Raw genomic sequence first — 22450 nt, forward strand, 5'->3', positions numbered from 1 at the left:
GCCACCACGGTCCTACAACCGCACCCCGTCGTCTACAACCGCGCGCTCCCCCAATTACGAACTGTCCAACATCCGTGGCGGACGCCGGAGCGAAGGCGGAGGTCGCCTCCCCCTCAGGCGGCACGTGCCTTCTTGAGGCCCTTCTTCAGTTCCTTACCGGAGGCGCCCGTGGCCTCCAGGCGCTTCATCCGCATGATGACCACAGGGCATTTCACGCAGCGCGTCTTCTTACGACAGCACTTCTTCTTCGGCTTGAGGCTCGAAACCTCGCTCGCCTTGACCTTGCCCATGCGGGTTAGCATACCCTTACCTCTGGGCGGCGCCAGCAGGCCACCGAGTTCCCGGTAGGGTGTAACCGGCCCAGATGCCCGGTGAGTTCGAATGTCCCTGTGGCAGGGTCCGGCCGCAAGCAACAGTTAACAGCAGGAGGAACCGGCGTGTCGTCTGCACGCGATTTTCGCAACGTCGCCATCGTGGCGCACGTCGACCACGGTAAGACGACGCTCGTCGACGCCATGCTGCGGCAGTCCGGCGCATTCGCCGAACGGGCCGAACCGGTCGACCGGGTGATGGACTCCGGCGATCTGGAGCGCGAGAAGGGCATCACCATTCTCGCCAAGAACACCGCCGTGCACCGGCACCATCCGGACGGCAGCGTCACCGTCATCAATGTCATCGACACCCCGGGTCACGCCGACTTCGGTGGCGAGGTGGAACGCGGCCTGTCCATGGTCGACGGGGTGGTGCTGCTGGTCGACGCCTCGGAGGGCCCGCTCCCGCAGACCCGGTTCGTGCTGCGTAAGGCGCTGGCGGCCTGTCTGCCGGTGATCCTGGTGGTCAACAAGACCGACCGGCCCGACGCGCGGATCGCCGAGGTGGTCGAGGAGAGCCACGACCTGCTGCTGGACCTGGCCTCCGATCTGGACGACGACGCCGCCGAAGCGGCCGAACTCGCCCTCGACCTGCCGGTGCTCTACGCCTCCGGTCGCGCGGGCAAGGCGTCCAAGGAGCAGCCGCAGAACGGCGAGGTACCGAACGCGGAGAACCTGGACGCGCTGTTCGACGTCCTGCTGGCGAACATCCCCGCACCCAAGGGCGACGCGTCCGCGCCGCTGCAGGCCCATGTGACCAACCTCGACGCCTCGGCCTTCCTGGGCCGGCTCGCGCTGGTCCGCATCCACAACGGTGAACTCCGCAAGGGGCAGAACGTGGCGTGGATGCACGCCGACGGCGTGAAGAACGTCAAGATCACCGAACTGCTGCAGACGATCGGCGTCGAACGGCAGCCGGGTGAGGTCGCGGTGGCCGGCGATATCGTCGCCGTCGCCGGTATCCCCGACATCATGATCGGCGACACCCTCGCCGACCCGGACGAGCCCGTCGCGCTGCCTCGCATCACGGTGGACGAACCGGCCATCTCGGTGGTGATCGGAACCAACACCTCACCGCTGGTCGGCCGGGTCCAGGGACACAAACTCACCGCCCGCATGGTGAAGTCGCGGCTCGACCAGGAACTGGTGGGCAATGTCTCCCTGCGGGTACTCGATATCGGCCGCCCGGACGCCTGGGAGGTCCAGGGCCGCGGCGAGCTCGCGCTGGCGATCCTGGTCGAGCAGATGCGGCGCGAAGGTTTCGAGCTGACCGTCGGCAAACCCCAGGTGGTGACCCGGCAGGTCGACGGCAAGGTGCACGAGCCCTACGAAGAACTCACCATCGACTGCCCCGACGAGTACCTCGGCGCCATCACCCAGCTGCTGGCCGCCCGCAAGGGCAAGATGGTGCAGATGAACAACCACGCCGCGGGCTGGGTGCGGATGGAGTTCATCGTGCCCTCGCGCGGTCTGATCGGTTTCCGTACCGACTTCCTGACCGAGACCCGCGGCACCGGTATCGCCAACGCCGTCTCCCACGGTTACGCGCCGTGGGCCGGTGAGATCCGGGCCCGGCACACCGGTTCGCTGGTGTCCGACCGCTCCGGTTCGGTGACCCCCTTCGCCATGATCCAGCTCGCCGACCGCGGGCAGTTCTTCGTCGAGCCGGGCGCGGAAACCTACGAGGGCATGGTCGTCGGGATCAATCCGCGTGCCGAGGATCTCGATATCAATGTGACCAAGGAGAAGAAGCTCACCAATATGCGCTCCTCCACCGCCGATGTGATGGAGACGCTGGCCAAGCCGCTGCAGCTCGATCTGGAAATGGCCATGGAGTTCTGCGCCGCCGACGAATGCGTCGAGGTCACGCCGGAGTTCGTACGGGTGCGCAAGGTCACCCTGGCCGCCAACGAGCGGGCCCGGGAGCTGTCGCGCCGCAAGGCGCGCGACCGGGCCGCGCTGTAAGCGGTTTCGCCCCCGGACGGCCCGGCACGGGTTTGGGTAGAGTGCCGAACGTGATTTCGGGGAGGCGCGCGGTGTGGCGCGGGCTGCTGGTACTCGTGGCGGTGCTCGTTCCGGTGCTTGCCGGATGCACTGCCGACCCGCCGCCGCCCATCGCCAGTACGGACAGCCCGAAGACCGAGCCGGCGCAGCCGACCAAGAACACGGTGGTGGTCGCCATCGACGACATCGGGATCGGTTTCAACCCGCATCTGCGGTCGAACCAGTCCCCGGCGACCGCCGCGGTGGCGGCCATGGTGCTGCCGAGTCCGTTCCGGCCCACGCCCGACCCGGCCCTGCCCGGCGGCACGCTGTGGGTTCCGGATACGGCGCTCGTCGATTCGGCGACGGTGACCGCCGAGGCCCCGTTCACCGTCACCTACAAGCTGAAGGACCAGGCGAACTGGTCCGACGGCGCCCCGATCGCGGCCGAGGATTTCCACTACCTGTGGCAGCAGATGATCACGCAGCCGGGTGTGATCGACCCGGCCGGGTACCGCCTCATCTCCGAGGTCCGTTCCTCGGGCGGCGGTAAAGCGGTTTCCGTGGTGTTCGACAAGCCCTATCCGGCCTGGCCGCAATTGTTCGCGAACCTGCTGCCGTCGCATCTGATGAAGGATTCGCCGGGCGGCTTCCAGCGGACGCTGGTCGAGCAGATACCGGTCTCCGGCGGGAACTTCACCATCGAATCCGCCGATCCCGGTCGCGACGAGATCCTGCTGGAACGCAACGACCGCTATTGGGGCACCCCGGCCCGCCCCGACCAGATCCTGCTGCGCCGCGGTGGCACCCCCGCCCAGCTGGCGGATTCACTGCGCACCGGCGACACCCAGATGGCACTGGTGCACGGCGGGGTCGCCACCCAGGCCCAGCTGGCCGCGATCCCGTCGGTGCGCACCGCGATCATGCCGCAGTCCCGGCAGCTGCGACTCACCCTCAACGGCCGCGAGGGGGTGCTCGGCGACCACCGGGTCCGGACCGCGGTCCTCGCGCTGCTCGATCCCGCGCTGCTGGCCACGGTCGGCGCGCAGACCGGTAACTGGGTGGAACCGGTGCGCGCGCAGGTGCTCTCCCCCTCCGATCCCGGCTACACACCGACCGAACCGCCGCGCCTCAACCCCGACCAGGCCTTCGGCCTGCTGGCCGAGGCCGGTTTCGGCCGCGCCCCGGAGCCGCCGCCGGTCTCGGCGACCTCACCGGCCCCGCGGCCCCGCTCGCTGGCCCGCAACGGCGAACCGCTGGTCCTGCGGATCGGTGCGGTGACCGGAGACGATACCGCTCTGGCGGTGGCCAATACCGCGGCCGACCAGCTGCGCAGCGCCGGGATCGACGCGTCCGTGCTCAATCTGGCGGCCGACGAACTGTACGGCAAAGGTCTGGTGGAGAACTCCGTCGACGCGGTGGTGGGCTGGGAGGCGACCGGCGGTGATCCCGCCACCGCGCTGGCCTCCCGCTACGGCTGCCCGCCCGTGGCGCCCGTCCTGCCCACGACCGACGGCGAACAGACCGAGGTTCCGGCCGCCGTGGAGGCGGCGCGCCGGGCGCCGAGCAATCTGTCCGGTATCTGCGATCCGCAGTTCCAGCCGTCGATCGACGGCGCACTGCACGGCGTGGAAGTACCGCGCACCCTGGGCGAGGCCGAACCCCGGATGTGGGGTGCGTCCACGGTACTGCCGATCGTGCAGGACAACGTGGTGGCGGCGGCCGGCCCCTCGGTGGACGGGGCGTCGCTGAGCGGAGCGATCCAGGCCGGGATATTCGGTGACGCGGCGATGTGGCGGCGCGTCCCGTGACCGGTCCCGGTGCCGGCCGGACAGGCGGGTTGCTGCTGGTCCACGCCCACCCCGACGACGAAACCATCACCACCGGGGGCACGATCGCCCACTACCGGCGTCTCGGTGTTCCGGTGACGGTGGTGACCTGCACACTCGGTGAAGAAGGCGAGGTGATGGGCGACCGCTGGGCCGGCCTGACCGCCGACCGCGCGGATCAACTGGGCGGGTACCGGATCGGTGAACTCACCCGCGCCCTGGCCGAACTCGGTGCCGGACCGCCGTGTTTCCTGGGCGGCGCCGGCCGCTGGCGCGATTCCGGTATGGCCGGGACTCCGGCGGCGCGGCATCCACGGGCCTTCGTCGAGTCCGGTCCGGCGGCGGTCCGAGCGCTCACCGAGGTGATCCTCGACCTGCGGCCCCGCGTGGTGGTGACCTACGACCCGCACGGCGGCTACGGCCACCCGGACCATATCCGTGCCCACCGGGTGACCACCGAAGCCGTCGAGGCCGCGGCCGGGCAGGGCTGGGACACGCCCAAGTTCTACTGGACCGTGACCGACGCCGAAATCCTGCGCGACCATCTGCGGGCGCTGGCCCGCCGCACGGTGGACGGCCTGCCCGGCGCGCTCCCTCCCGGCTGGCGGCTGCCGGCCGAGGACGAGTTGGCGTGCGTACCGAGTAGTTCGGTGACCACGGCGATCGATGTCACCGAATCGCTACCCCGGAAACGCGCCGCGCTGCGCGCCCACGCCACCCAGCTCACGGTCGCGCCGTCGGGCCGGGAATTCGCGTTGACCAATATGATCGCCCAGCCGATCCTGCCGGAGGAGCACTACATTCTGGTCCGCGGTCGCGCCTGGGCGGGCGGGCCGGACGGCCGGGAAGACGACCTCTTCGCCGGTTCGCTGTAGCCGAGCGACGCCCAAGCACCAATAGACTCGCACTATGCAGCACTCGGAATCGGAGAGCGGGACCGGACCCACAGCGACCGCCCGAGGGTGTTCGGCGACCCGGTCGCACGGATGACCGCCGCCGTGGACGATCGCGCCGGTGCGGATTCCCGCGCCCGCTGGACCGCACTGGCGACCGCGGCACTCGGCCCGGTGCTTATCGCGGTTCTGATCGTGGACGCGGTGATCACCTTGGCGCTGGAGGTGCTCTACCTGCCCTCCTATCTCGGCAGCGTCGCCGTACCGCTGGCCGCGCTGATCGCCGCGCCGGTGAACGTGGCCCTGGTCTGGGCGGCCGCCACGGTGACCACCCGGCCGACCGTGCTGTTCCTGCCGATCGCCGCCTGGCTGGGTGCCTTCCTGATCGCGGCGAGCCGGGGCCCCGGCGGTGATGTCCCGCTGCGCAGCGATCTGCCGACGCTGCTGCTGTTCCTGTGCGGGGCGGTGGCGCCGCTGGTCTACCTGTACGTGGCCGCCAACCGGACGAGAAGCCCGGCGGGCTGACCGGTCCGCCGGTCGGCGAGGGTCACCAGGCTCCGTACTCCGCGGCGAGAATATCGTTCACATCCACGCCCACCCCGTCGACCGTGCGGTCGTCGATCTCGAACTGGTGCAGATGTGCGGCCGGATGCACGTACCCCGGCGCGGTTCCCCAATCGTGCTGCCAGAACCACCCACCCACCCCGGCCGTCCGGGCCAGATCGATAGTGGGCGCATTGGCGTAGACGCCGGTGTTCTCCCGGCCGATCACCGCCTGCCAGCCGAGCAGATACGGCAGGATCATGGTGGCGAATTCCACAGGATTCGGGTTGTCGTCGATAGACGCGTAGATCGGCCGGTTGTCCGGTCCTCCGGCGGCGCGGTGCAGCGCCAGCCCACGCTCGGCGTGCCGCCGACCCGCGTCGTATCCGCCGCGCCAGTCGGCGGTGGGCCCTTTGCCGAACTGGTAGCAGGACACGATGGCCAGCCCGGCGGCCCGCAGATCCTCGACTTCCCCGGCGAGCAGCGGTTTCCCGGCCATCCATTCCGCGCCCGGCCGACGGTCGGACACATACCGGATGACCCCGGTGTGCCCGGCCGCCTTGATGGCCGCCGCGGACGGCACACCCGCCGCGTAATCGAGCAGGGTCCCGAGCGAAGCCGCACCGGCGCGGGGAGTTCCGAAAGCCGACCCCACCGCACCCGCGGCGACAGCGGCGGCCGTATATCCGAGCAGAGCCCGGCGAGACAGTGCAGAAACCATCGAGACTCCTTCGCACACCCCGGGTGGACAGCAACGGCGTGCCCGGCGCACCTTCCCCATCAGCACTGCGTGCGCCGGGAGCCTCGAACGTGGGTAATTCCACCACATCCACAACGCAACCACCACGACCGACGACTGCACGCGTCGCCGCGGGCCCGGAACTCCGCCCGAGACAGACAGAACGGGCGCGAGAAAAGACCGTGGTCACATGGTCGGATGCGCTACCCATCCAGCGGGCAGTTCCGGATGCCGACGCAACCCCATGCGTCGAGACTTACGAAGCACCCCAAGGGTTGAGGCCCGTCTCGCCCTTTGGCCGAAGGTGCTCGAAGGTCGCACTCTATGGACGGCCCACCGCACATCGCATGCGGCGAAGCCGCGAGTCCCGAGGTCGAAACGGCGAGACCAAGGGGGCCGCCACCCCGCGACGCCGAAGGCGGCGCCAAAAAGACAGAATTACAAGAGCCGGTCTATGCGTTCACCTACATCGAGGGTGCGCATGGCGGGATCGGCGAGTTCGGTGCGGACGACGCGGACCACCTGCGCGACGATCTGTTTCTTGATGCCCGCCAGGACACCGAGAACGGCGGCGCGCATGCCCTGGGCGGCGTAGTCGAGGCGGACCTTATCCCGTTCCGGCGGGACGACTTCCACCACGATGAGCAGGGGTTCGGCCGCGTGCGCGGTGAGTTGCAGGGGAATCTCCACGTCCGCGCGGTAGTGGTTGTCCTTGAGCACGCTGACCGTGATGTCGAGGGTGACCGGGACGATCAGGTCGAAGCGGACCAGCGCCGGATCGTCGTCGGCCGTGGCGGTCTCGGGTACCCGGTCGGTCAGTGCGGGCCGGCCGACCTCGCCGCGCACGGTGACCTCGGCCGCCGCCCGGGGGCCGGCGCGCAGCGGGCCGATCTCGATCTGCCGGTCGGCGAGATGGGTGACGAATTGTTCGAGCCGATCGCGAGTGACGATGCGCGGGAAGAACCGCCGCCCGAATTCGGCGTAGTCGATCCAGTCGAACCGGGTGCGGCTGCGGTGCGGGGAGCGTTCGCGGGCGACGATGGCCTCGATATCGTAGATCCGGCTGCGCATCACGCCCGGATCGCGCAGCATACCGTTCACCCGATTGGCGACCTCGCGTTGTAACAGGCCGGCGATCGGGTCGAGGAGCCATTCGGCCACCGAGTCGGCGGCGGACAGGCGCACCAGCACACTGACATCCGCGGGCTCGACGCGCGGGATATCGATCACGATCAGCAGCGGATCGGCGGTGCGGGCGTGGAAGGTGAGTCCGATGGATACCACCGTCTCCGACCGTAGGGGTTTGCCGCCGAGCAGGATCTTGGCCCGCAGGGATACCGGTATCCGGACGTCGAAGGCGACTTCGGAGCCGCGGCGCACCACCACGGGACGGTCGATCCGGCCCTCGGCGAGGAACCCGGCGAGTCCGGCGGGCGCCAGATTGACCGGACCGATGGTCAGCCCACGCCCGGTGATACCGGCGACCGCCTTCTCGATCCGCCGCTCGGTCACCGCGTGGGTGACGAACCGCCTGCCGAACTCGGCGTAGTCGATCCGCCCCGGGTCGCCTACCTCGATCGGTTCCATGAGTCGTTCCGACACCTCTACCTCCACCGGATAAGCGTCACGGTACGCGATGAAGGTATCGATCCGGCAGGCCCGTCACCACCCGGGCGACAGCCGCCCGTAACCGACGATGTGGATATCGGGGACGGCGGCGGGGTCCCAGCGTTCGATACCGACCGCATCGTCCTCGTTACCGCCGATCGTGGTGAGGGTGCCGTGGTCCTCGGCCAGCACGATATTGGTGTGCTGGCCGAATCTGCTCTCCGGGCTGTAGAGGATCACATCACCGGTGACCGGCCGGTATCCCGACCCGGCGGCGGCGAAGCGGCCCGAAGTCTCGTAGTACTCCTGCAAGGTGTAGACGCCGGGGATCCGCCACGATCCCGAGTTCGGGTTGGCCAGCGGCAGCCCGGCCGCACGCATCACCCAGCTCACGAAGTTGGCGCACCACGGTTCGGTATTGCCCTCGGAGTAGCCCACTCCCTCGCGAGGATCGGCGAATTCGGTCGCCGCGGCGTCGACGACCCGCGCCTGGGCGGCGGTGAGTGTGGCCCGGTCGATCACCGGGAAGGAGGTCAGCTGCTCACCGACGAGTCCCTCGGCGGAACCGGAGAAGAACGAACAGCCACACAGACACAGCGCGGCGGCCACCAGCAGGAGCGCGATGCCGCGCACCGGCTTCCTCCGCGCGCGTACCTGTTCCGAAGATTCGACCATTCCCACACCCCGTGCCTCGGCAGAACTTTCCGGTGATCGACCGGCGCTGTCCAGCATGCCCGTTCGCGGGGACGATGCCGAACGATTTTCGGTAGCGGAGTCATCGGGGGTCGGCGGCTGCCGTTCGCATGGGGATGAGGGCGGTGAGCGCGATGGCGACGCAGGCGGCGGTGGTCGAGATGAGGAAGGCCGTCTGGAACGCGTCCCGTGACGGTAGCTGCCGGGTGCCCAGGGTGATGGTCATAGTGGCCAGTACCGCGCTCATCACCGCCGCCGAGGTGGAGGTGCCGACCGAGCGCATGAGCGCGTTGAGTCCATTGGCCGCGGCGGTTTCGGTGATCGGTACCGCGCCCATGATCAGCGCGGGCATCGCGGCGTAGGCGAGGCCGACACCACCGGCCACCAGCACCGAGGCGATCATGATCTGCCAGACGGTGTCCATCATCGCCGCGGCGCACAGATAGCCGAGGCCGATCACCGCCGAGCCCACGCCGAGGGTCGGTTTGGGACCGAAGCGCGCCGAGATCCGGGCGGAGACCGGCGAGAGCAGCATCATCACGCAACCGCTGGGTGCCAGGGCGAGTCCGGCGGCCACCATCGTCAATCCGAGGCCGTAGCCGGTTTCCGCGGGAGCCATCAGCAGTTGGGGAAAGCTCAGCGACATACCGTAGAGCGCGAAACCCACTGCGATCGACGCGATATTGGTGAACAGCACCCGCGGCCGCGCCGAGACCCGTAGATCGACGAGCGGATGCCGGCGGCCGAGTTCGTAACGGCCCCAGCCGAGGAACGCCAGGATCGCCACGGCGAACAGGGTCAGGATGGAGGCGCTGGCCCATCCCCATTGCGCGCCCTGCGTGATCGCGAGGAGCAGCGCGAGCAGGGCGGTCGCCAGTCCCGCGGCGCCGCCGAAATCGAAGGGGGCGGGGGTGCGCACCGGGGATTCCGGGACGAACCGGAAGATCAGCAGCGCACCCGCGCCGCCCATCGCCGCGGCCGCCCAGAACAGGACGTGCCAATCCGCGTGTTCGGCGATCAGGGCGGCGACCGGCAGTCCGATCGCGCCGCCCACCCCGAGGGTGGAACTCATCACGGCCATGGCCGAACCGACGCGTTCGGGCGGCAGTTCGTCGCGCAGGATGCTGATACCCAGCGGAATGGCCCCGATCGCGACGCCCTGCAGGGCGCGGCCCGCCACCGAGGGCAGCAGTGAGGAGGACATCGCGCACAGGATCGAGCCGATGATCATGGCGAGCAGGTCGAACAGCAGGATGCGGCGTTTGCCGAACATATCGCCGAGCCGGCCGCTGATCGGGGTGCAGACCCGCGGAGGCCAGCAGGGTCACCGTGATCACCCAGGACGCGTTGGTGGCGGTGGTGTCCAGGAGGGTGGGCAGGCTCGGGATGAGCGGAACGACCAGAGTCTGCATGAGTGAGACGACGATGCCGATGGTGCTCAGGGTGGCCACCAGCACTGTCGGTGCGGTGCGGTGCCGATCGCGTTCGCCGGATCTGGAAGGGTCGTCGGCCACGGCAGTCACGCATATGCACGTTACATAGCCTGTGTATGGTGCACAATTTTGTATTCGGGCGAAACAGACGACATAGTGTCCGAATGTCCGATTCGGCTGCACCGCTCGCCGCCTCCGCGGCGGACCGCCGGGACCCCGCCGTCCTGGCGCGGCTCGTCCTGGAACTGAACCTGCTGTCCCGGCAGTATCCGGCCGCCCGCCGGAATTCGCCGTTCCAGCTGGACAGATCCGCGTACCTGATCCTCACCCGGCTCCGTCTCGGTGATCCGCTGTCCCTGCGCGAACTGGCCGAAGCGTTCGGTCTGGACGTGTCCACGGTGAACCGCCAGGTGGCCGCCATGCTCGACCAGGACCTGGTGGAGCGGGTACCGGACCCCGAAGGCGGCGTCGCCCGCAAGGTCCGGCCCAGCGAGAAAGGGCTCCGGCTGTTCGAAGCCGATCTGGCCCTGCAACGCCGCGGTGTCGGCTCCGTGCTCACCGATTGGCCCGACGCGGAGGTCGAGCAATTGGTCCGCCTCCTGGAGCGGTTCAACGAAGGGGTCGAAGGGCTGGCCCGCCATCCCTGGCCGCGCCCCCATCGGACCACCGGTTCCCCGGTCCACTGACCGAGAACCCAGTGGTCACCCGGTGTTCTCCGGCAGCCGGTACCGTTGAGCCATGATCACGCTCAAAAAGGAAGACGGCGCAGCGGATCTCGCGGGGATCGCCAAGCTGAGTGTCGGAGTCAGCTGGGAACCCTCCGCGGGCGCCAGCGGTGGCGCGCTCGGCTGGGCGCGCCGCAAGAAAGGCGTCGACCTCGACCTGATCGCCATCCTCATGCAGGGCAGCGAACCGGTCCGTTTCGCCGGACTGGATTCGCTGGACCCGCTGGGCAACGGGTCGGTCCAGCACTCCGGCGACGAACAGACCGGCGCGGCCGCCGGTGACGACGAAACCGTCCATGTCACCTTCGCCGAGGTCCCCGGCGGTATCGACGCCATCGTCTTCGTCGCGGCCGCCTTCAAGAAGGGCAGTTCCTTCGAGAAGGCGAACAACATCTCGTTCAAGGTCTACGACGCGACCGGCGGCAGCAGCCAGCAGGTGGCCGATATCTGGCCGTCGCTGCTGGGCAACGACAATGCCAACGCCGTGGCCCGCGCCTTCCGCAACGGTGATGTCTGGCAGCTCGAGGTGCTCAACCGCAAAGGCAAGATCAAGCAGGGTGACAAGCAGGCGCTGCTGCGGTTCGCCATGGGCGGCGGCGCTTCCTGATCCGCCGCACGTGATCAGCTCGCCGCCCAGCCCGACCAGCGCGCGATATCGAGCGCGATGACCGGTCCGGGCGGCGGCTCCGTCACATAGACGGGATAGCGGGCGGTCAGGTGCGTCAGGCCGTGGCGCGCCTCGTCGCCCGTCACGATGCGCGCCCGCCCGTCGGCACGCACCCACCACAGGCGGGTCCAGTCCTCATCGTAGAAATCGGCCAGTACGGCGATCTCCGGGTTCGCCTCGATATTGGCCAGCCGGCGCAGGGCGGTGGTCGACTTCGGTTTGGCATCGACCGCGGTGTAGACGGTGTCGCCGGCGAGCGCGAACACGATCGGGACGAGATGCGGCGCGCCCGCGGTGGTCACCGTCGCGAGCCGGGCGACCCGGGCTGCGGCGAAGCGCGTCCGCGCCCGATCACGGTCCAGCCGCATATGTACACCTCGCTCCGGTCCCGTGTCCGGCGCACTCAGCGCCGGCCGCGCAGATAATCGCTGACCACCGCGGCGCCGAGCCCGTCCAGGTCGGGCGCCACCACCCGGCCGCCGCTGCGCCGGGCCACCAGATCCACGAACGCGGCCAGCCGCGGTTCCTCACCCAGCATGAACACCGAGATCGAGGCGCCCAGCCGGGCCAGCGAATCCACCTGGGTCATGGTGACTGTCAGGGTGCGGCGATCCGGCGGCCAATTGAAATAGGAGGTGCCGTCCGGCTCCAGGTGCGCGGTCGGCTCCCCGTCGGTCACCACCAGCACCACCGGTACCGCGTCGGGATGCCGGCGCAGATGGCGGCCGGCCAGCAGCAGCGCGTGGTGCAGGTTGGTGCCCTGCTCCCAGACCGGTTCCAGCCCGGTCAGTTCCGCGATGTCCACGGTGCCGGCCTGGCGGCCGAAGGTGATCAGCTCCAGTGCGTCGGACCGGAACCGGGTGCTGATCAGGTGCTGTAAGGCCAGCGCCGTTCGCTTCATCGGCACCCAGCGCCCGTCCTGCACCATCGACCACGAGGTGTCGACGCACAACGCGACCGCCGCCCGGGAGCGCTGTTCGGTCTCGGCGATCTCCACATCCGCCACATCCAGGGATACCGTCCGGCTTCCGGTGGACGCCGAGCGCAGCACCGCGTTGCGCACCGTACGCGAGACATCCCACGGCTCGGTATCGCCGAACTGCCACGGCCGGCTCGCGCCGGTCGGTTCCCCCGCCGCCCCGGCGAGCGCGGTGTCCCGCTGCCCCTTGCGACTGCGCAATTTACCGACGATATCCCGGAGCGCGACTTCCCCGAGCCGCCGCAGCGCCTTCGGGGTGAGCCGCAGGGAGCCGTCGGGGGCCCGCTCGAACAGGCCCTGGCGGCGCAGCTCTCGTTCCAGCTCGGCCAGCCGGGCGGCATCCACCCGGGCGTCGGCGCCGAGCTGACGCTCCAGCATTTCCAGGTCGATATCCTCCAGCCGCGCACCCGGATAGGACTGGGCGAGCTGGGCGGCGAGTTCGTCGAGTTCACCCAGGTCCTGCATGGCTGCCACGGCTTCGCCCATTCCCAGCGGGTCCTGGCCGCGGAAACGCCGCGCCGACTCCCAGTCCTCGCCGGGACGTAGCGTACGCAGATTCGCGTCCAGGTCGGCGATCTGCTGCGCTATCCGAGGATCCCCGAAGGCCTGTCCGATCAGCTCGTTCAATTCCGCCCGCTGCTGAGCCGACATCGAATTCATCATCCGCTGCGCCGCCGCGGCCCGCGCGGCCAGCGCGTCGATCAATGCTTCGGTGTCCCGCGGGTTCTCCGGGAAGAACTCGCCGTGTTCGTCCATGAACTCGGCGAACCGCTCGGTGGTGTCCTCGCCGCGGGCGTGGGCCGCGAGCAGATCGTTGAGATCCGCCATCATCTGCCGGACCCGCTCCACATCCTGCGGTGTCGCGTCCTGTAGCGCCTGTTTCATGCCCTGGAAACGGGATTCCAGCAGTTCCTCGCCGAGCAGATCACGGATCTTCTGATAGTTCTCCCGGCCGGTTTCCGAACGCCAGGAGTATTCGCTCAGTTCGTTCACCGCTTTCGCGGTACTCGACGGGAGTGCGTCCAACTGCATTTCGGCGAACCGCGCATCGTCGGAGGGGTCCGGGAACAGCGCGCGCCGTTCGGCCTCCAGGGCCCGGTCCAGCAGTTCCCGCACCTGCTGCAGGGTGCCGTCCAGGCGGTGGGACCGCGGGATCTCGGCCCGCCGCTCCCACAGGCGGCGCGTGAGTTCTTCGAGCCCGGGCATACCGGACGTCCCCCGCCGCAACAGTTCCTCGAGCGCCGAACGCGGCGAGGAACCCTCCATCACCTCGCGCCCGATCTCCGACAGCGCCTCGCGCAGATCCAGCGGAGGCGCCAGCGGATCGGGCCCCTCATGGTAGGGCCCGTAAGAGTATCGGTCCGCCCCTGTCATCGCACCTCTTCGAAACCGGCTGCCGCGGTCATCCGCCGTACACCGCGCTGCCCTCGTCGTCGGAGTCCTTGGCCACCTGGCGTGCCAGATAGAGGGACTCCAGGGCGAATTCGACGGCCGCGGCGATCCGCTGCGGTGGATCGCCCGCCGCGACATCGAGCCGCAGCGCCACCTCGTGCAGGACCGGAAGCTCCGGTAGCGCGGACAGGACCTGCGCGCCGGGCACCCGCTCACCTGTGGTCACCGAATGTCCCTCGCCCACCGCGTCGGCCAGCGGCCGCAGATCCAATCCGCCGAGCCGCTCCCGCGCGGTATCGGCGAAGGCCCGTCGCAGCAGATGGGTGAGGTGTTCCTCTTCGCGGCCTTCCTCGCCGGATTCGAACTCCAGTTTCCCGCGCAGGACGGCCGGCACCGATTCCAGATCGACGGGCCGGGCCACCGCGGGGTTCTCCCCGGTGAGCGCGGAACGCCGCAGCGCCGCCGCGGCCACCGTCTCCGCGGCCGCCACCGCGAACCGGGCCGAAACCCCGGAGCGCTGATCGATGGCCGGGGATTCGCGCAACCGGCGCACGAACCGGGCCAGCACCCCGATCAGCGGGTCGCCCACCTCGGCGACCAGTTCGGCTTCCTGGCGCACCAGCGCCATCTCCGCCTCGACGGTCAGCGGATAGTGCGTCCGGATCTCGGCGCCGAAACGGTCCTTCAACGGGGTGATGATCCGGCCGCGATTGGTGTAGTCCTCGGGGTTGGCCGTCGCCACCAGCAGCACATCCAGCGGTAGCCGCAGCGTATAGCCGCGCACCTGGATATCGCGCTCCTCCATGACGTTCAGCAGCGCGACCTGGATACGTTCGGCGAGGTCGGGCAGCTCGTTGACGGCCACGATGCCCCGGTGCGCCCGCGGCACCAGGCCGAAGTGGATGGTCTCGGGATCGCCGAGGCTGCGTCCTTCGGCGACCTTCACCGGATCGACATCGCCGATCAGGTCGCCCACCGAGGTGTCGGGGGTCGCGAGCTTCTCGGCGTAACGTTCGCTGCGATGCCGCCACGTCACGGGCAGGTCGTCGCCGAGTTCGACCGCCAGCCGCCGGCCCTGCGGGCTGATCGGTTCCAGCGGATGTTCGCCCAGTTCGGCGCCCGCGATCACCGGGGTCCATTCGTCGAGCAGTTCGACGACGGTGCGCAGCAGCCGGGTCTTGCCCTGGCCCCGCTCGCCGAGCAGCACCACATCGTGACCCGCCAGCAGCGCGCGCTCCAATTGCGGCAGCACAGTCCGCTCGAAGCCGACTATCCCGGGCCACGGATCCTCGCCCGAGCCCAGCCGGGCCAGCAGATTCTCCCGGATCTCGGCTTTCACACTCCGCGGCGCGTACCCGGCCGCCCGCAACGCGCCCGCGGTGGCGGGCAGCTCTGAGGACACAGTCACCTCATCGACGCTACGACGATTTCCCCCATCGGTCGACAGATGGCGCGCCGTATCCCCCGCTCTGCGTGGGTTCGCCGGCGTGCGGCGGCCTCAGGCGACCCCGGAGCCCAGCCGCCGCCGCAATGTATCGAGACCGTCCCCGCGCAGGTCTGCGGCCGCGATACCGCGCGCCGAGGCGATCAGCAGCAGCGACAGCAGCGGACCGCGCACCTGCGGCCCCGAGCCCGCGGAGAACTCGGCGTCGTCGGCCACCAGTGTGAGCCCGGCGACGAGTTCCTTCCCGCCACCGAACCCGGCCGTGGTGCGGATCTGCAGCCGCAGCGCGTCGGCGACGGCATCGGCCGGGTATTCCCGGGTGATCCCCAGCGGTCGCCGGATGTCTTCTCCGTGCACGATCATCTCGACCAGTCTGCTGTCGAGCGGGGCGGGCGGAGTGACCGTCCGGTCCAGGGCCGCACGCAACCGGTCCAGCGTTTCGGCGGGGGTGGCCGCCCGCTCCCGTTCGACACCGTTCGCGGTGAACCGGTCGAAATCGAAGCGGGCCCGGGCGAACTGCCGGACGAAACCGAGCCGGGATGTTTTCGCGGTCGCCACGATATGCGCGAGCACATCGTGCACCGTCCATCCGGAACACAACGAGGGCGTCGCCCACTGCTCGGCGGTGAGCCCGTCGAGATCCGCGATCAGCGCCAGTCTCTCGGACCGGACCGTCGGCCACACGTCTTGCACGATTCCTCCAGATCGGCTCGACCCCCGGATCGGGGGTGACGAACCGCACACTACGGATCGGCACCGACATATCGTCCGACCCGGACCATCCCCGAAGCTCTGGTTCGGCATGCCGGCCTATGCCGAGGACAACCGTCGGCGAACTCACCTGCCGGATCCGCGGCGACGGCCGGCACCAACCGGAGCTTGCCGATACCACCGGGCCTCAGCGGGCTGGTCGGGCAGGTGTCGGGATGCCATCGCCGACGGCGCTCCGCCGGTGGCGGTCGATCGCCGGGCCGCTGTCGATCCTCGCTTGCGGACGACCTTTCGACTGTCAGCGGTCGTCGTGTGCGGCGCCCGACGCCCGCGCCTCGTCCCAGAGCCGCCGCAGGATTGTCCCCGCCGGGTCCGGCACCGCCTTTCGGAACCCCGTCCCCGCCCAGAGCGCCATATCGTCGGCGCCGTCCCGCTCGGCCGCGGCCGCCCGGATGGGGCTGGTGAGGTGGTGGATCTGCGGGTACGCGGCGGGCGCTGTGCCGTACTCGGCGATGAAACCGTTGGCCAGCCCGCGGGCGGGGCGCCCGGAGAACACGCGCGTCACGACCGTCCGGTCGAACCGCGGATCGGCGAGCGCGTTCTTGTGTGCGGCTTTCGCCCCGGATTCGGCGCTGCGCAGGAACGCCGTACCCAGTTGGGCCGCGACCGCCCCGTGCGCGAGCACCTCCACGATTCGCGCCCCGTCGGAGATGCCGCCCGCCGCGACCACCGGCAGCGGGCACCACGCGGTGACCTCGTCGAGCAGGTCGATCAGCGAGGTCGTACCCGGCTCGTCCGCGACCCGGAAGGTGCCCCGGTGACCCCCGCCGTCGGGCCCCTGCAGGCAGAGCGCGTCGACGCCCACCTCCACCGCGGCCCGGGCCTCCTCCGGGCCGGTCACTGTCGCGACCACCATCGATCCCGCGGCACGCAGCCGCCGCACGGTGTCCACCGGCGGCAGGCCGAAGGTCAGCGAGACCACCGGCACCCGCTGTTCGACGACCAGATCCACCTTCTCGTCGAACCGGTCGTCGTCGAATTCCCGGACGGCGGGTACTTCGAGCCCGTACTGCCGGGCCGTCTCCCGCAGCCTGTCCCGGTACTGCTCCACCGCCGCGGCGTCGTAGGAAGTGCGCTGCGGCACGAAGAGGTTCACCCCGAACGCCGCGTCCGTACCGGCCCGCACCTGCCGGATCTGCTCGGCCACCGCCTCGGGGGTTTTGTACCCGGCCGCCAGAAAACCCAGTCCGCCCGCTTCCCCGACGCTCACCACCAATTCCGGCGTCGAGGGCCCACCCGCCATCGGCGCCGCCACGATCGGCACGGCGAGATCTCCGAATCCGAACACGATCCACCTCCACGGTCGATACCGAATCGAACGGTACCCAGCCTCCTCACCCGCCGGCACCGCACGACCACCGGGTGGCGCCGCTGTTCCCTGGGTCACGGACCGAACCCGGTCCGCTCGGCTGTACGCGGACGTTCCCGTACCTCAGAGCCTGGGAGCCGTCCATGGGATTCACCTGAAACGGGTGAACCGTGGCAGCCGCACATCGCGGTGTGCGCGGGGCATAATTCCGGTGACCGTGGCGCATTCCCGTGACGTCGCGCCTCCCTTCCCGCAGGAGAAGTGGGTATGTCCGATTCGAGCACGTACCTCGTCGAACGCGCGACCAGGATCGCCGCGCCCGAGCCCCGGATCCGCGCCCTCATCGACGACTTCCACCACTGGCGTGATTGGTCGCCCTGGGAGGACGCCGATCCCGATCTGCGGCGCACCTACTCCGGTCCGGGGTCGGGAGTGGGCGCCCGCTACGACTGGGAGGGCAACCGGAAGGCGGGCGCCGGGACGATGACGATCACCGCCTCGGAGCCCGGGCGGGTCGGGATCGACCTGGCCTTCCGCAAACCGTTCGAGAGCCGGAACGAGGTGACGTTCCTGCTGGTCGCCTCCGGTGAAACCACCGAGGTGACCTGGCGGATGACCGGCCGCAAGAATCTGTTCTTCAAAGTGGTCGGCTTCCTGTTCCCCATGGATCGCTTCATCGGCCCGGACTTCGAGAAAGGCCTCGTGCGGTTGAAGGGTCGGGCCGAGGCCGGCATCTGAACCCGGCGTGTTCGGGCCTGGACGGGAGCGAGGAACAGCAGCGCGGTCGCGGCGGAGTCCTCGCGACCGCGCTGCCGGGTCGGCCCGACCGGCCGATTCGGTTCACCGGGCCCTCGGCCGCGTCGGGTTTCGACGGGTCCGGCCGATTCGGTCACCGCGCCGATCAGCCGGCATCCGGCTTCGACGGGTCCGGCAGGGAGAACCCGGTGACCCGTTCGGGTGTCACGCGGACGATGAACCGGCGGATACTGTCGGACTCCGGGGGCGGCTGCTCGCCGAGATACTTCCGGGACAGTCGCAACGGCAACGATTTGTCCGGATCCTCGATCAGTTCGGCGGTGCCCTGGATATCCACCGAGCGGTAGGGGTTCGTGGCATCGAGAACGGTGAGCGCGACCCGCGGATCACGCGCCAGATTGCGCACCTTCCGGCGGGTGGTCGTCGAACTGAACAGGATCGTGTCGCCCTCCCGGTCCATCCAGACCACCGAGGTCTGGGGGCGGCCGTCCGGGTCGATGGTCGCCACGGTGGCGAAATTCTTCCCGTCCAGCAGGCGGCGGGCCTCTGCGGGCAATTCGATCGTCATATCGGTTCCTTCGTGGTGTTTCGGTTCGGTGGGAGGTCGTGCGGGAGCAGCGGCCCGGGTCAGGCCGGACGAGCCGCGGCGGGCGGGGTGGCCGGGAGGACTGTCGCCGCGGGGCGCAGCACGGTGACCGTCACCGCCAGTGCGGCCACCAGCAGGCCGGCGGCGACGGCGAAGGCGGTTCGGTAGCCGCCGGTCAGCGCCTCGGCATCGGAGGCGCCGGCGGCCGCCAGGGCGCCGGTGCGGGACGCGGCGAGGGTGGTCAGTACAGCGACGCCGAGCGCCATACCGATCTGCTGGGTGGTGTTGAACAGTCCGGAGATCAGCCCCGCGTCGTCGGCCGCGGCACCGGACATACCGAGCGCGGTGAGCGCCGGGAGTACCAGCCCGAATCCGGCGAGTAGCGCCATCACCGGCAGCACGTCGACCGGGTAGGAGGCGTGCACCGGCACGCTCGCGAGCCGGACCATGGCGGCCAGCAGGAGCAGCAGCCCCGTGATCAGCACGGCGCGCTCACCGAAGCGGAGGATGAGGCGGGCCGAGACGAACAGCGACACTCCGCCGATCGCCACGGCCGCCGGCAGCATGGCCAGCCCGGTCTCCAGGGCCGCGTAGCCCAGGACGCGCTGCAGGTACAGCGCGAGCAACACCTGGAAGGCGAACATGGCCGAAACCGTGAGCATCTGCACGAGATTCGCCCCGGAGACAGCACGCGAACGGAAGACCCGCAGCGGAAGCAGCGGGTGGGCGACCCGGGACTGCCGGAGGACGAACGCGGCCAGCAGGAGCAGAGATACGGCCGCGAGACCGAGCGTGCGCGACGAGGTCCAGCCGTGGCTCTCGATCCCGACCACCGTGTAGATACCCAGCATCAGCCCGGCGGTGACCAGCGTGGCGCCGATCAGATCCGCGCGGCGTACGTCCCCGCCGGCCCGGTCCGCCGGCAACACCGCGACCGCCAGGGCCACGGTGGCCAGCCCGATCGGCAGATTGATCAGGAAGATCCAGTGCCAGCCGAAGGCATCGGTCAGCACCCCGCCCAGGACCTGCCCGATCGCGGCACCGGCGGCGCCGGTGAAACCGAAGACCCCGATGGCCACTTTGCGCTGCCGGTTGTCGGTGAACAGGGTGACCAGAATGCCCAGCGCGACGGCGGAGGCGAAGGCGCTGCCCACGCCTTGGAGAAAGCGGGCGCCGATCAGCAGCGCGGGAGTGGTGGCCGCGCCGGCGATCAGGGAGGCCGCGGTGAACACCGCGTTCCCGATCAGGAATACCGTTTTGCGGCCGAACAGGTCGCCGAGGCGTCCGCCCAGCAGCAGGAGCCCGCCGAATGCGATCAGGTAGGCATTGACCGTCCAGCTCAATCCGGCCGAGCCGAATCCCAGGTCACGCTGGATCTCCGGGAGGGCCACGGTGACGATGCTGCCGTCCAGGACGGTCATCAGGGTGGCTGCCGACAGCACGGCGAGGGCGAGACGTGCGTGGGTGTTCATGATGTTCTCCTGTCCGGAACCCGACAGGAGAGACTGTAGTAGATAGTTTTGTTGCAGACAATCTATTGGAGATCTATTGGCGGGCGCGGCGCGCCGCCGACGGCGCCTCCACCGCCTCCGCCAGATGGCCCTCGGTCAGATGCCGCAGCGCACGCACCAGAACCTCCCGCTCCCCCGCCGGCAGCGAGCCGAGCGCCGCGCTGTGCACGCCGTCGACGATCCGCTGACTGCGTTCGGCGATCTCCCGCCCTTTGTCGGTGACGGCGATGATGCGAGCCCGGCGGTCCGCCGTGGAAGGCCGCCGTTCGGCGAGCCCGGCCTGCTCCAGCGCGTCGACGGTGACCACCATGGTGGTCTTGTCCATATCTCCGAGCACCGCGAGTTGCGCCTGGGTCCGCTCCTCTTCCAGAGCGTGGACGAGCACGCAGTGCATCCGGGCCGTGAGCCCGATCTCCGCCAGCGCCGCCGCCATCCGGGTGCGCAGGGCGTGACTGGTGCGGTCGAGCAGAAACGACAGGTCCGCTTCGGCGCGGACGGGAGCCATTGCGGTCATACGCCCATGATAGTTCCGTTGCGGATCTTCTACGGCGAACCGTCCGATCGTGGGCGGCCGCGACGGCCCCCGGACCCCGTCCTGCCCTAGAATTGCCCTACAACTCGAAGCGCTCACCCGTTCTTCCCGCGATGCGCACCGTCACCGTGTGGTGCGCGAACGAGTGCGTCCGCCCGCGCGGCGGCTTCGCACCGAAACTCCGATCCGAGGCGGCGCTCATGACAGACGTCGACTATTGCGTAGTAGGTGGGGGATTCGCCGGCCTGACCGCCGCCCGGCGGTTGAAACAGGCAGGCCGCACAGTGCGCGTACTGGAAGCCCGCGACCGGCTCGGCGGGCGTACGTTCACCGAAACCCGGCCCGACGGGTCGTGGATCGATCGCGGCGGCGCCTGGATCGGCCCCGGCCAGGACCGGATCCGCGCCCTGATGCAGGACTACGGGGTGGCGAGCTACAAGCAGTACACCGACGGTGAGGCGATGATGCTCGTCGAGGGCAAGCAGTATCGCTACACCGGCACGATCCCGTGGTCGATGAGCCCGTGGGTGGCGATGAACCTCGGCGCCGCGCTCCTCGACCTGGGTCATCTGTGCAAGTCCATACCGCTCGACGCACCATGGACGGCCGAGCAGGCCGACCGCTGGGATCGCCTCACCCTGGCGCATTGGCTGAACACCCACGTCGTCTCCAAGGCCGCGCACGAACTGCTCGAAACCGCGATCGCCGGCGCCTACACGTCCGCCGCGTCCGAGGTGTCGCTGCTGTTCGCGCTATATCAGATGGCATCCGGCGGCGGACCCGGTTTCGTCCTGGGTATCGAGGACGGCGCCCAGGATTCCCGGCCGGTGGGCGGGATGGGCGCCATCTACTGCCCGATGGCGGCCGAACTCGGCGACGCGGTCATGCTCGCCCAGCCCGTCCGCCGCATCCAGCAGGACGCCGACGGCGTCACGGTGTTCTCCGGCAAGACGACGGTGCGTGCCCGCCGGGTGATCGTGGCGGTTCCGCTGGCGATCGCGAGCCAGATCCGCTACGAGCCGATACTGCCGGTCGACCGGTCGCTGCTGCACCAGCGGATGCCGAGCGGCGCCATCATCAAGATCTCCCTCGTGTACGACGAACCGTTCTGGCGCGCGGACGGGTTGTCGGGACAGTCGGCGGCGCCGGGCTCGCCGGCCACCATCACCCTCGACGCCTGTACCGATACCGGCCGTCCCGGCGTCCTGTGCGTCATCGTGGAGGGGCCCATCGCACGGCAGATCGGCCGGCTCGACCCCGCCGAGCGGCGGCACACGATCCTCGACGCCCTCGCCGAACGTTTCGGCGACAAGGCCCGCACCCCGGCCGACTACATCGAACAGAACTGGAGCGCCGAACGCTATTCCGGTGGCGGGATGCTCAGCCACGCGCCGACCGGCGTCCTCACCCAGTTCGGCCCCGCCCTGCGCGCACCGTGCGGACGCATCCACTGGGCCGGCACCGAGAGTTCCGCGGTGATGTGCGGGTGGGTCGACGGCGCCGTGCGGTCGGGTGAGCGGGCGGCGGAGGAGGTATTGGAACACGAGATGGTGACCGCGTCCGCGGCACGCGCCCCCGGCTCCCGGCCCGAGTGACGACAGCCCCCGACGACCGGAACCCGGATCGGGCGAGGAAGGCGCCGGTGGAGGCCGCGACGTGACATGCAAGTAAATACTTGCCTATAGT

The 22450-nt window shown here is 69.6% G+C and carries 21 protein-coding genes; 8 read left to right on the forward strand and 13 right to left on the reverse strand.

Annotated features, from left to right (window positions below):
• Positions 1–113: 113 nt before the first annotated feature.
• Positions 114–290: a hypothetical protein gene (locus tag IG75_RS39720; protein ID WP_168165626.1), complete on the reverse strand. Its 177-nt coding sequence runs from the start codon at positions 288–290 to the stop codon at positions 114–116.
• 147 nt (positions 291–437) lie between these two features.
• On the opposite strand from IG75_RS39720, the gene typA reads away from it, so the two are divergent.
• The 4 genes from typA (at position 438) to IG75_RS0116115 (ending at position 5601) form a co-directional block, all read left to right on the forward strand.
• A complete protein-coding gene (gene typA, locus IG75_RS0116100) occupies positions 438–2336 on the forward strand; it encodes a translational GTPase TypA (RefSeq protein WP_030522092.1) in 1899 nt (632 codons plus the stop codon).
• A gap of 41 nt (positions 2337–2377) precedes the next feature.
• Positions 2378–4165: an ABC transporter family substrate-binding protein gene (locus IG75_RS0116105; protein ID WP_281181637.1), complete on the forward strand. Its 1788-nt coding sequence runs from the start codon at positions 2378–2380 to the stop codon at positions 4163–4165.
• Positions 4162–5058 carry an N-acetyl-1-D-myo-inositol-2-amino-2-deoxy-alpha-D-glucopyranoside deacetylase gene (mshB, locus tag IG75_RS0116110; protein WP_030522094.1) on the forward strand — a complete coding sequence of 299 codons (897 nt, stop codon included), beginning with the start codon at positions 4162–4164 and terminating at the stop codon, positions 5056–5058. The genes IG75_RS0116105 and mshB overlap by 4 nt, the downstream gene beginning before the upstream one ends.
• 111 nt (positions 5059–5169) lie before the next feature.
• A complete protein-coding gene (locus IG75_RS0116115; RefSeq protein WP_051714690.1) occupies positions 5170–5601 on the forward strand; it encodes a hypothetical protein in 432 nt (143 codons plus the stop codon).
• Between the two features lie 22 nt (positions 5602–5623).
• On the opposite strand, the gene IG75_RS0116120 is transcribed toward IG75_RS0116115, so the two are convergent.
• From IG75_RS0116120 to IG75_RS36300, 4 genes are all read right to left on the reverse strand, one after another.
• Complete coding sequence (locus tag IG75_RS0116120) at positions 5624–6340, reverse strand: DUF1906 domain-containing protein (protein WP_030522096.1); 717 nt, start codon at positions 6338–6340, stop codon at positions 5624–5626.
• 456 nt (positions 6341–6796) lie between these two features.
• The gene (locus IG75_RS0116125) at positions 6797–7960 is read right to left on the reverse strand and encodes a hypothetical protein (RefSeq protein ID WP_245713337.1); all 1164 of its coding nucleotides are present in this window, start codon (positions 7958–7960) and stop codon (positions 6797–6799) included.
• Positions 7961–8020: 60 nt separating this feature from the next.
• Positions 8021–8641 carry a CHAP domain-containing protein gene (locus IG75_RS36295; RefSeq protein ID WP_036514218.1) on the reverse strand — a complete coding sequence of 207 codons (621 nt, stop codon included), beginning with the start codon at positions 8639–8641 and terminating at the stop codon, positions 8021–8023.
• Between the two features lie 100 nt (positions 8642–8741).
• Complete coding sequence (locus IG75_RS36300) at positions 8742–9932, reverse strand: MFS transporter (RefSeq protein WP_373863775.1); 1191 nt, start codon at positions 9930–9932, stop codon at positions 8742–8744.
• 324 nt (positions 9933–10256) lie between these two features.
• On the opposite strand from IG75_RS36300, the gene IG75_RS0116140 reads away from it, so the two are divergent.
• Both IG75_RS0116140 and IG75_RS0116145 read left to right on the forward strand, forming a co-directional pair.
• A complete protein-coding gene (locus tag IG75_RS0116140; RefSeq protein ID WP_030522099.1) occupies positions 10257–10778 on the forward strand; it encodes a MarR family winged helix-turn-helix transcriptional regulator in 522 nt (173 codons plus the stop codon).
• A 52-nt stretch (positions 10779–10830) separates the two neighbouring features.
• On the forward strand, positions 10831–11424 hold the full coding sequence (locus tag IG75_RS0116145; protein ID WP_030522100.1) for a TerD family protein: 594 nt from the start codon (positions 10831–10833) through the stop codon (positions 11422–11424).
• 14 nt (positions 11425–11438) lie between these two features.
• Here the strand turns inward: IG75_RS0116145 and IG75_RS0116150 are convergent, their stop codons facing one another.
• The 5 genes from IG75_RS0116150 to IG75_RS0116170 form a co-directional block, all read right to left on the reverse strand.
• The gene (locus IG75_RS0116150; RefSeq protein WP_030522101.1) at positions 11439–11852 is read right to left on the reverse strand and encodes a TIGR03668 family PPOX class F420-dependent oxidoreductase; all 414 of its coding nucleotides are present in this window, start codon (positions 11850–11852) and stop codon (positions 11439–11441) included.
• 35 nt (positions 11853–11887) lie between these two features.
• A complete protein-coding gene (locus tag IG75_RS0116155; protein WP_030522102.1) occupies positions 11888–13837 on the reverse strand; it encodes a vWA domain-containing protein in 1950 nt (649 codons plus the stop codon).
• 28 nt (positions 13838–13865) lie between these two features.
• Positions 13866–15263: an ATP-binding protein gene (locus tag IG75_RS0116160; protein ID WP_030522103.1), complete on the reverse strand. Its 1398-nt coding sequence runs from the start codon at positions 15261–15263 to the stop codon at positions 13866–13868.
• A 90-nt stretch (positions 15264–15353) separates the two neighbouring features.
• Positions 15354–15992 (reverse strand): maleylpyruvate isomerase family mycothiol-dependent enzyme, encoded by a 639-nt coding sequence (locus IG75_RS0116165; protein ID WP_030522104.1) that lies wholly within the window; start codon positions 15990–15992, stop codon positions 15354–15356.
• A 316-nt stretch (positions 15993–16308) separates the two neighbouring features.
• Positions 16309–17358, reverse strand: a complete 1050-nt coding sequence (locus IG75_RS0116170; protein WP_030522105.1) for an NAD(P)H-dependent flavin oxidoreductase — start codon at positions 17356–17358, stop codon at positions 16309–16311.
• 288 nt (positions 17359–17646) lie between these two features.
• On the opposite strand from IG75_RS0116170, the gene IG75_RS0116175 reads away from it, so the two are divergent.
• Positions 17647–18117 (forward strand): SRPBCC family protein, encoded by a 471-nt coding sequence (locus IG75_RS0116175; RefSeq protein WP_030522106.1) that lies wholly within the window; start codon positions 17647–17649, stop codon positions 18115–18117.
• Positions 18118–18280: 163 nt separating this feature from the next.
• Here IG75_RS0116175 and IG75_RS0116180 read toward each other — a convergent pair whose 3' ends face one another.
• The 3 genes from IG75_RS0116180 to IG75_RS0116190 all read right to left on the reverse strand — a co-directional run bounded on the left by IG75_RS0116180 (position 18281) and on the right by IG75_RS0116190 (position 20746).
• A complete protein-coding gene (locus IG75_RS0116180; protein WP_030522107.1) occupies positions 18281–18703 on the reverse strand; it encodes a PPOX class F420-dependent oxidoreductase in 423 nt (140 codons plus the stop codon).
• Positions 18704–18762: 59 nt separating this feature from the next.
• Positions 18763–20193, reverse strand: a complete 1431-nt coding sequence (locus IG75_RS0116185; RefSeq protein ID WP_036514221.1) for a DHA2 family efflux MFS transporter permease subunit — start codon at positions 20191–20193, stop codon at positions 18763–18765.
• Positions 20194–20266: 73 nt separating this feature from the next.
• The gene (locus tag IG75_RS0116190) at positions 20267–20746 is read right to left on the reverse strand and encodes a MarR family winged helix-turn-helix transcriptional regulator (protein WP_030522109.1); all 480 of its coding nucleotides are present in this window, start codon (positions 20744–20746) and stop codon (positions 20267–20269) included.
• 218 nt (positions 20747–20964) lie between these two features.
• Between IG75_RS0116190 and IG75_RS0116195 the strand changes: the two genes are divergently transcribed.
• Positions 20965–22359: a flavin monoamine oxidase family protein gene (locus IG75_RS0116195; protein WP_030522110.1), complete on the forward strand. Its 1395-nt coding sequence runs from the start codon at positions 20965–20967 to the stop codon at positions 22357–22359.
• Positions 22360–22450: the final 91 nt, after the last annotated feature.

Origin of the sequence: Nocardia rhamnosiphila NBRC 108938, from assembly GCF_000720425.1 — a bacterium.
Classification (GTDB): domain Bacteria; phylum Actinomycetota; class Actinomycetes; order Mycobacteriales; family Mycobacteriaceae; genus Nocardia; species Nocardia rhamnosiphila.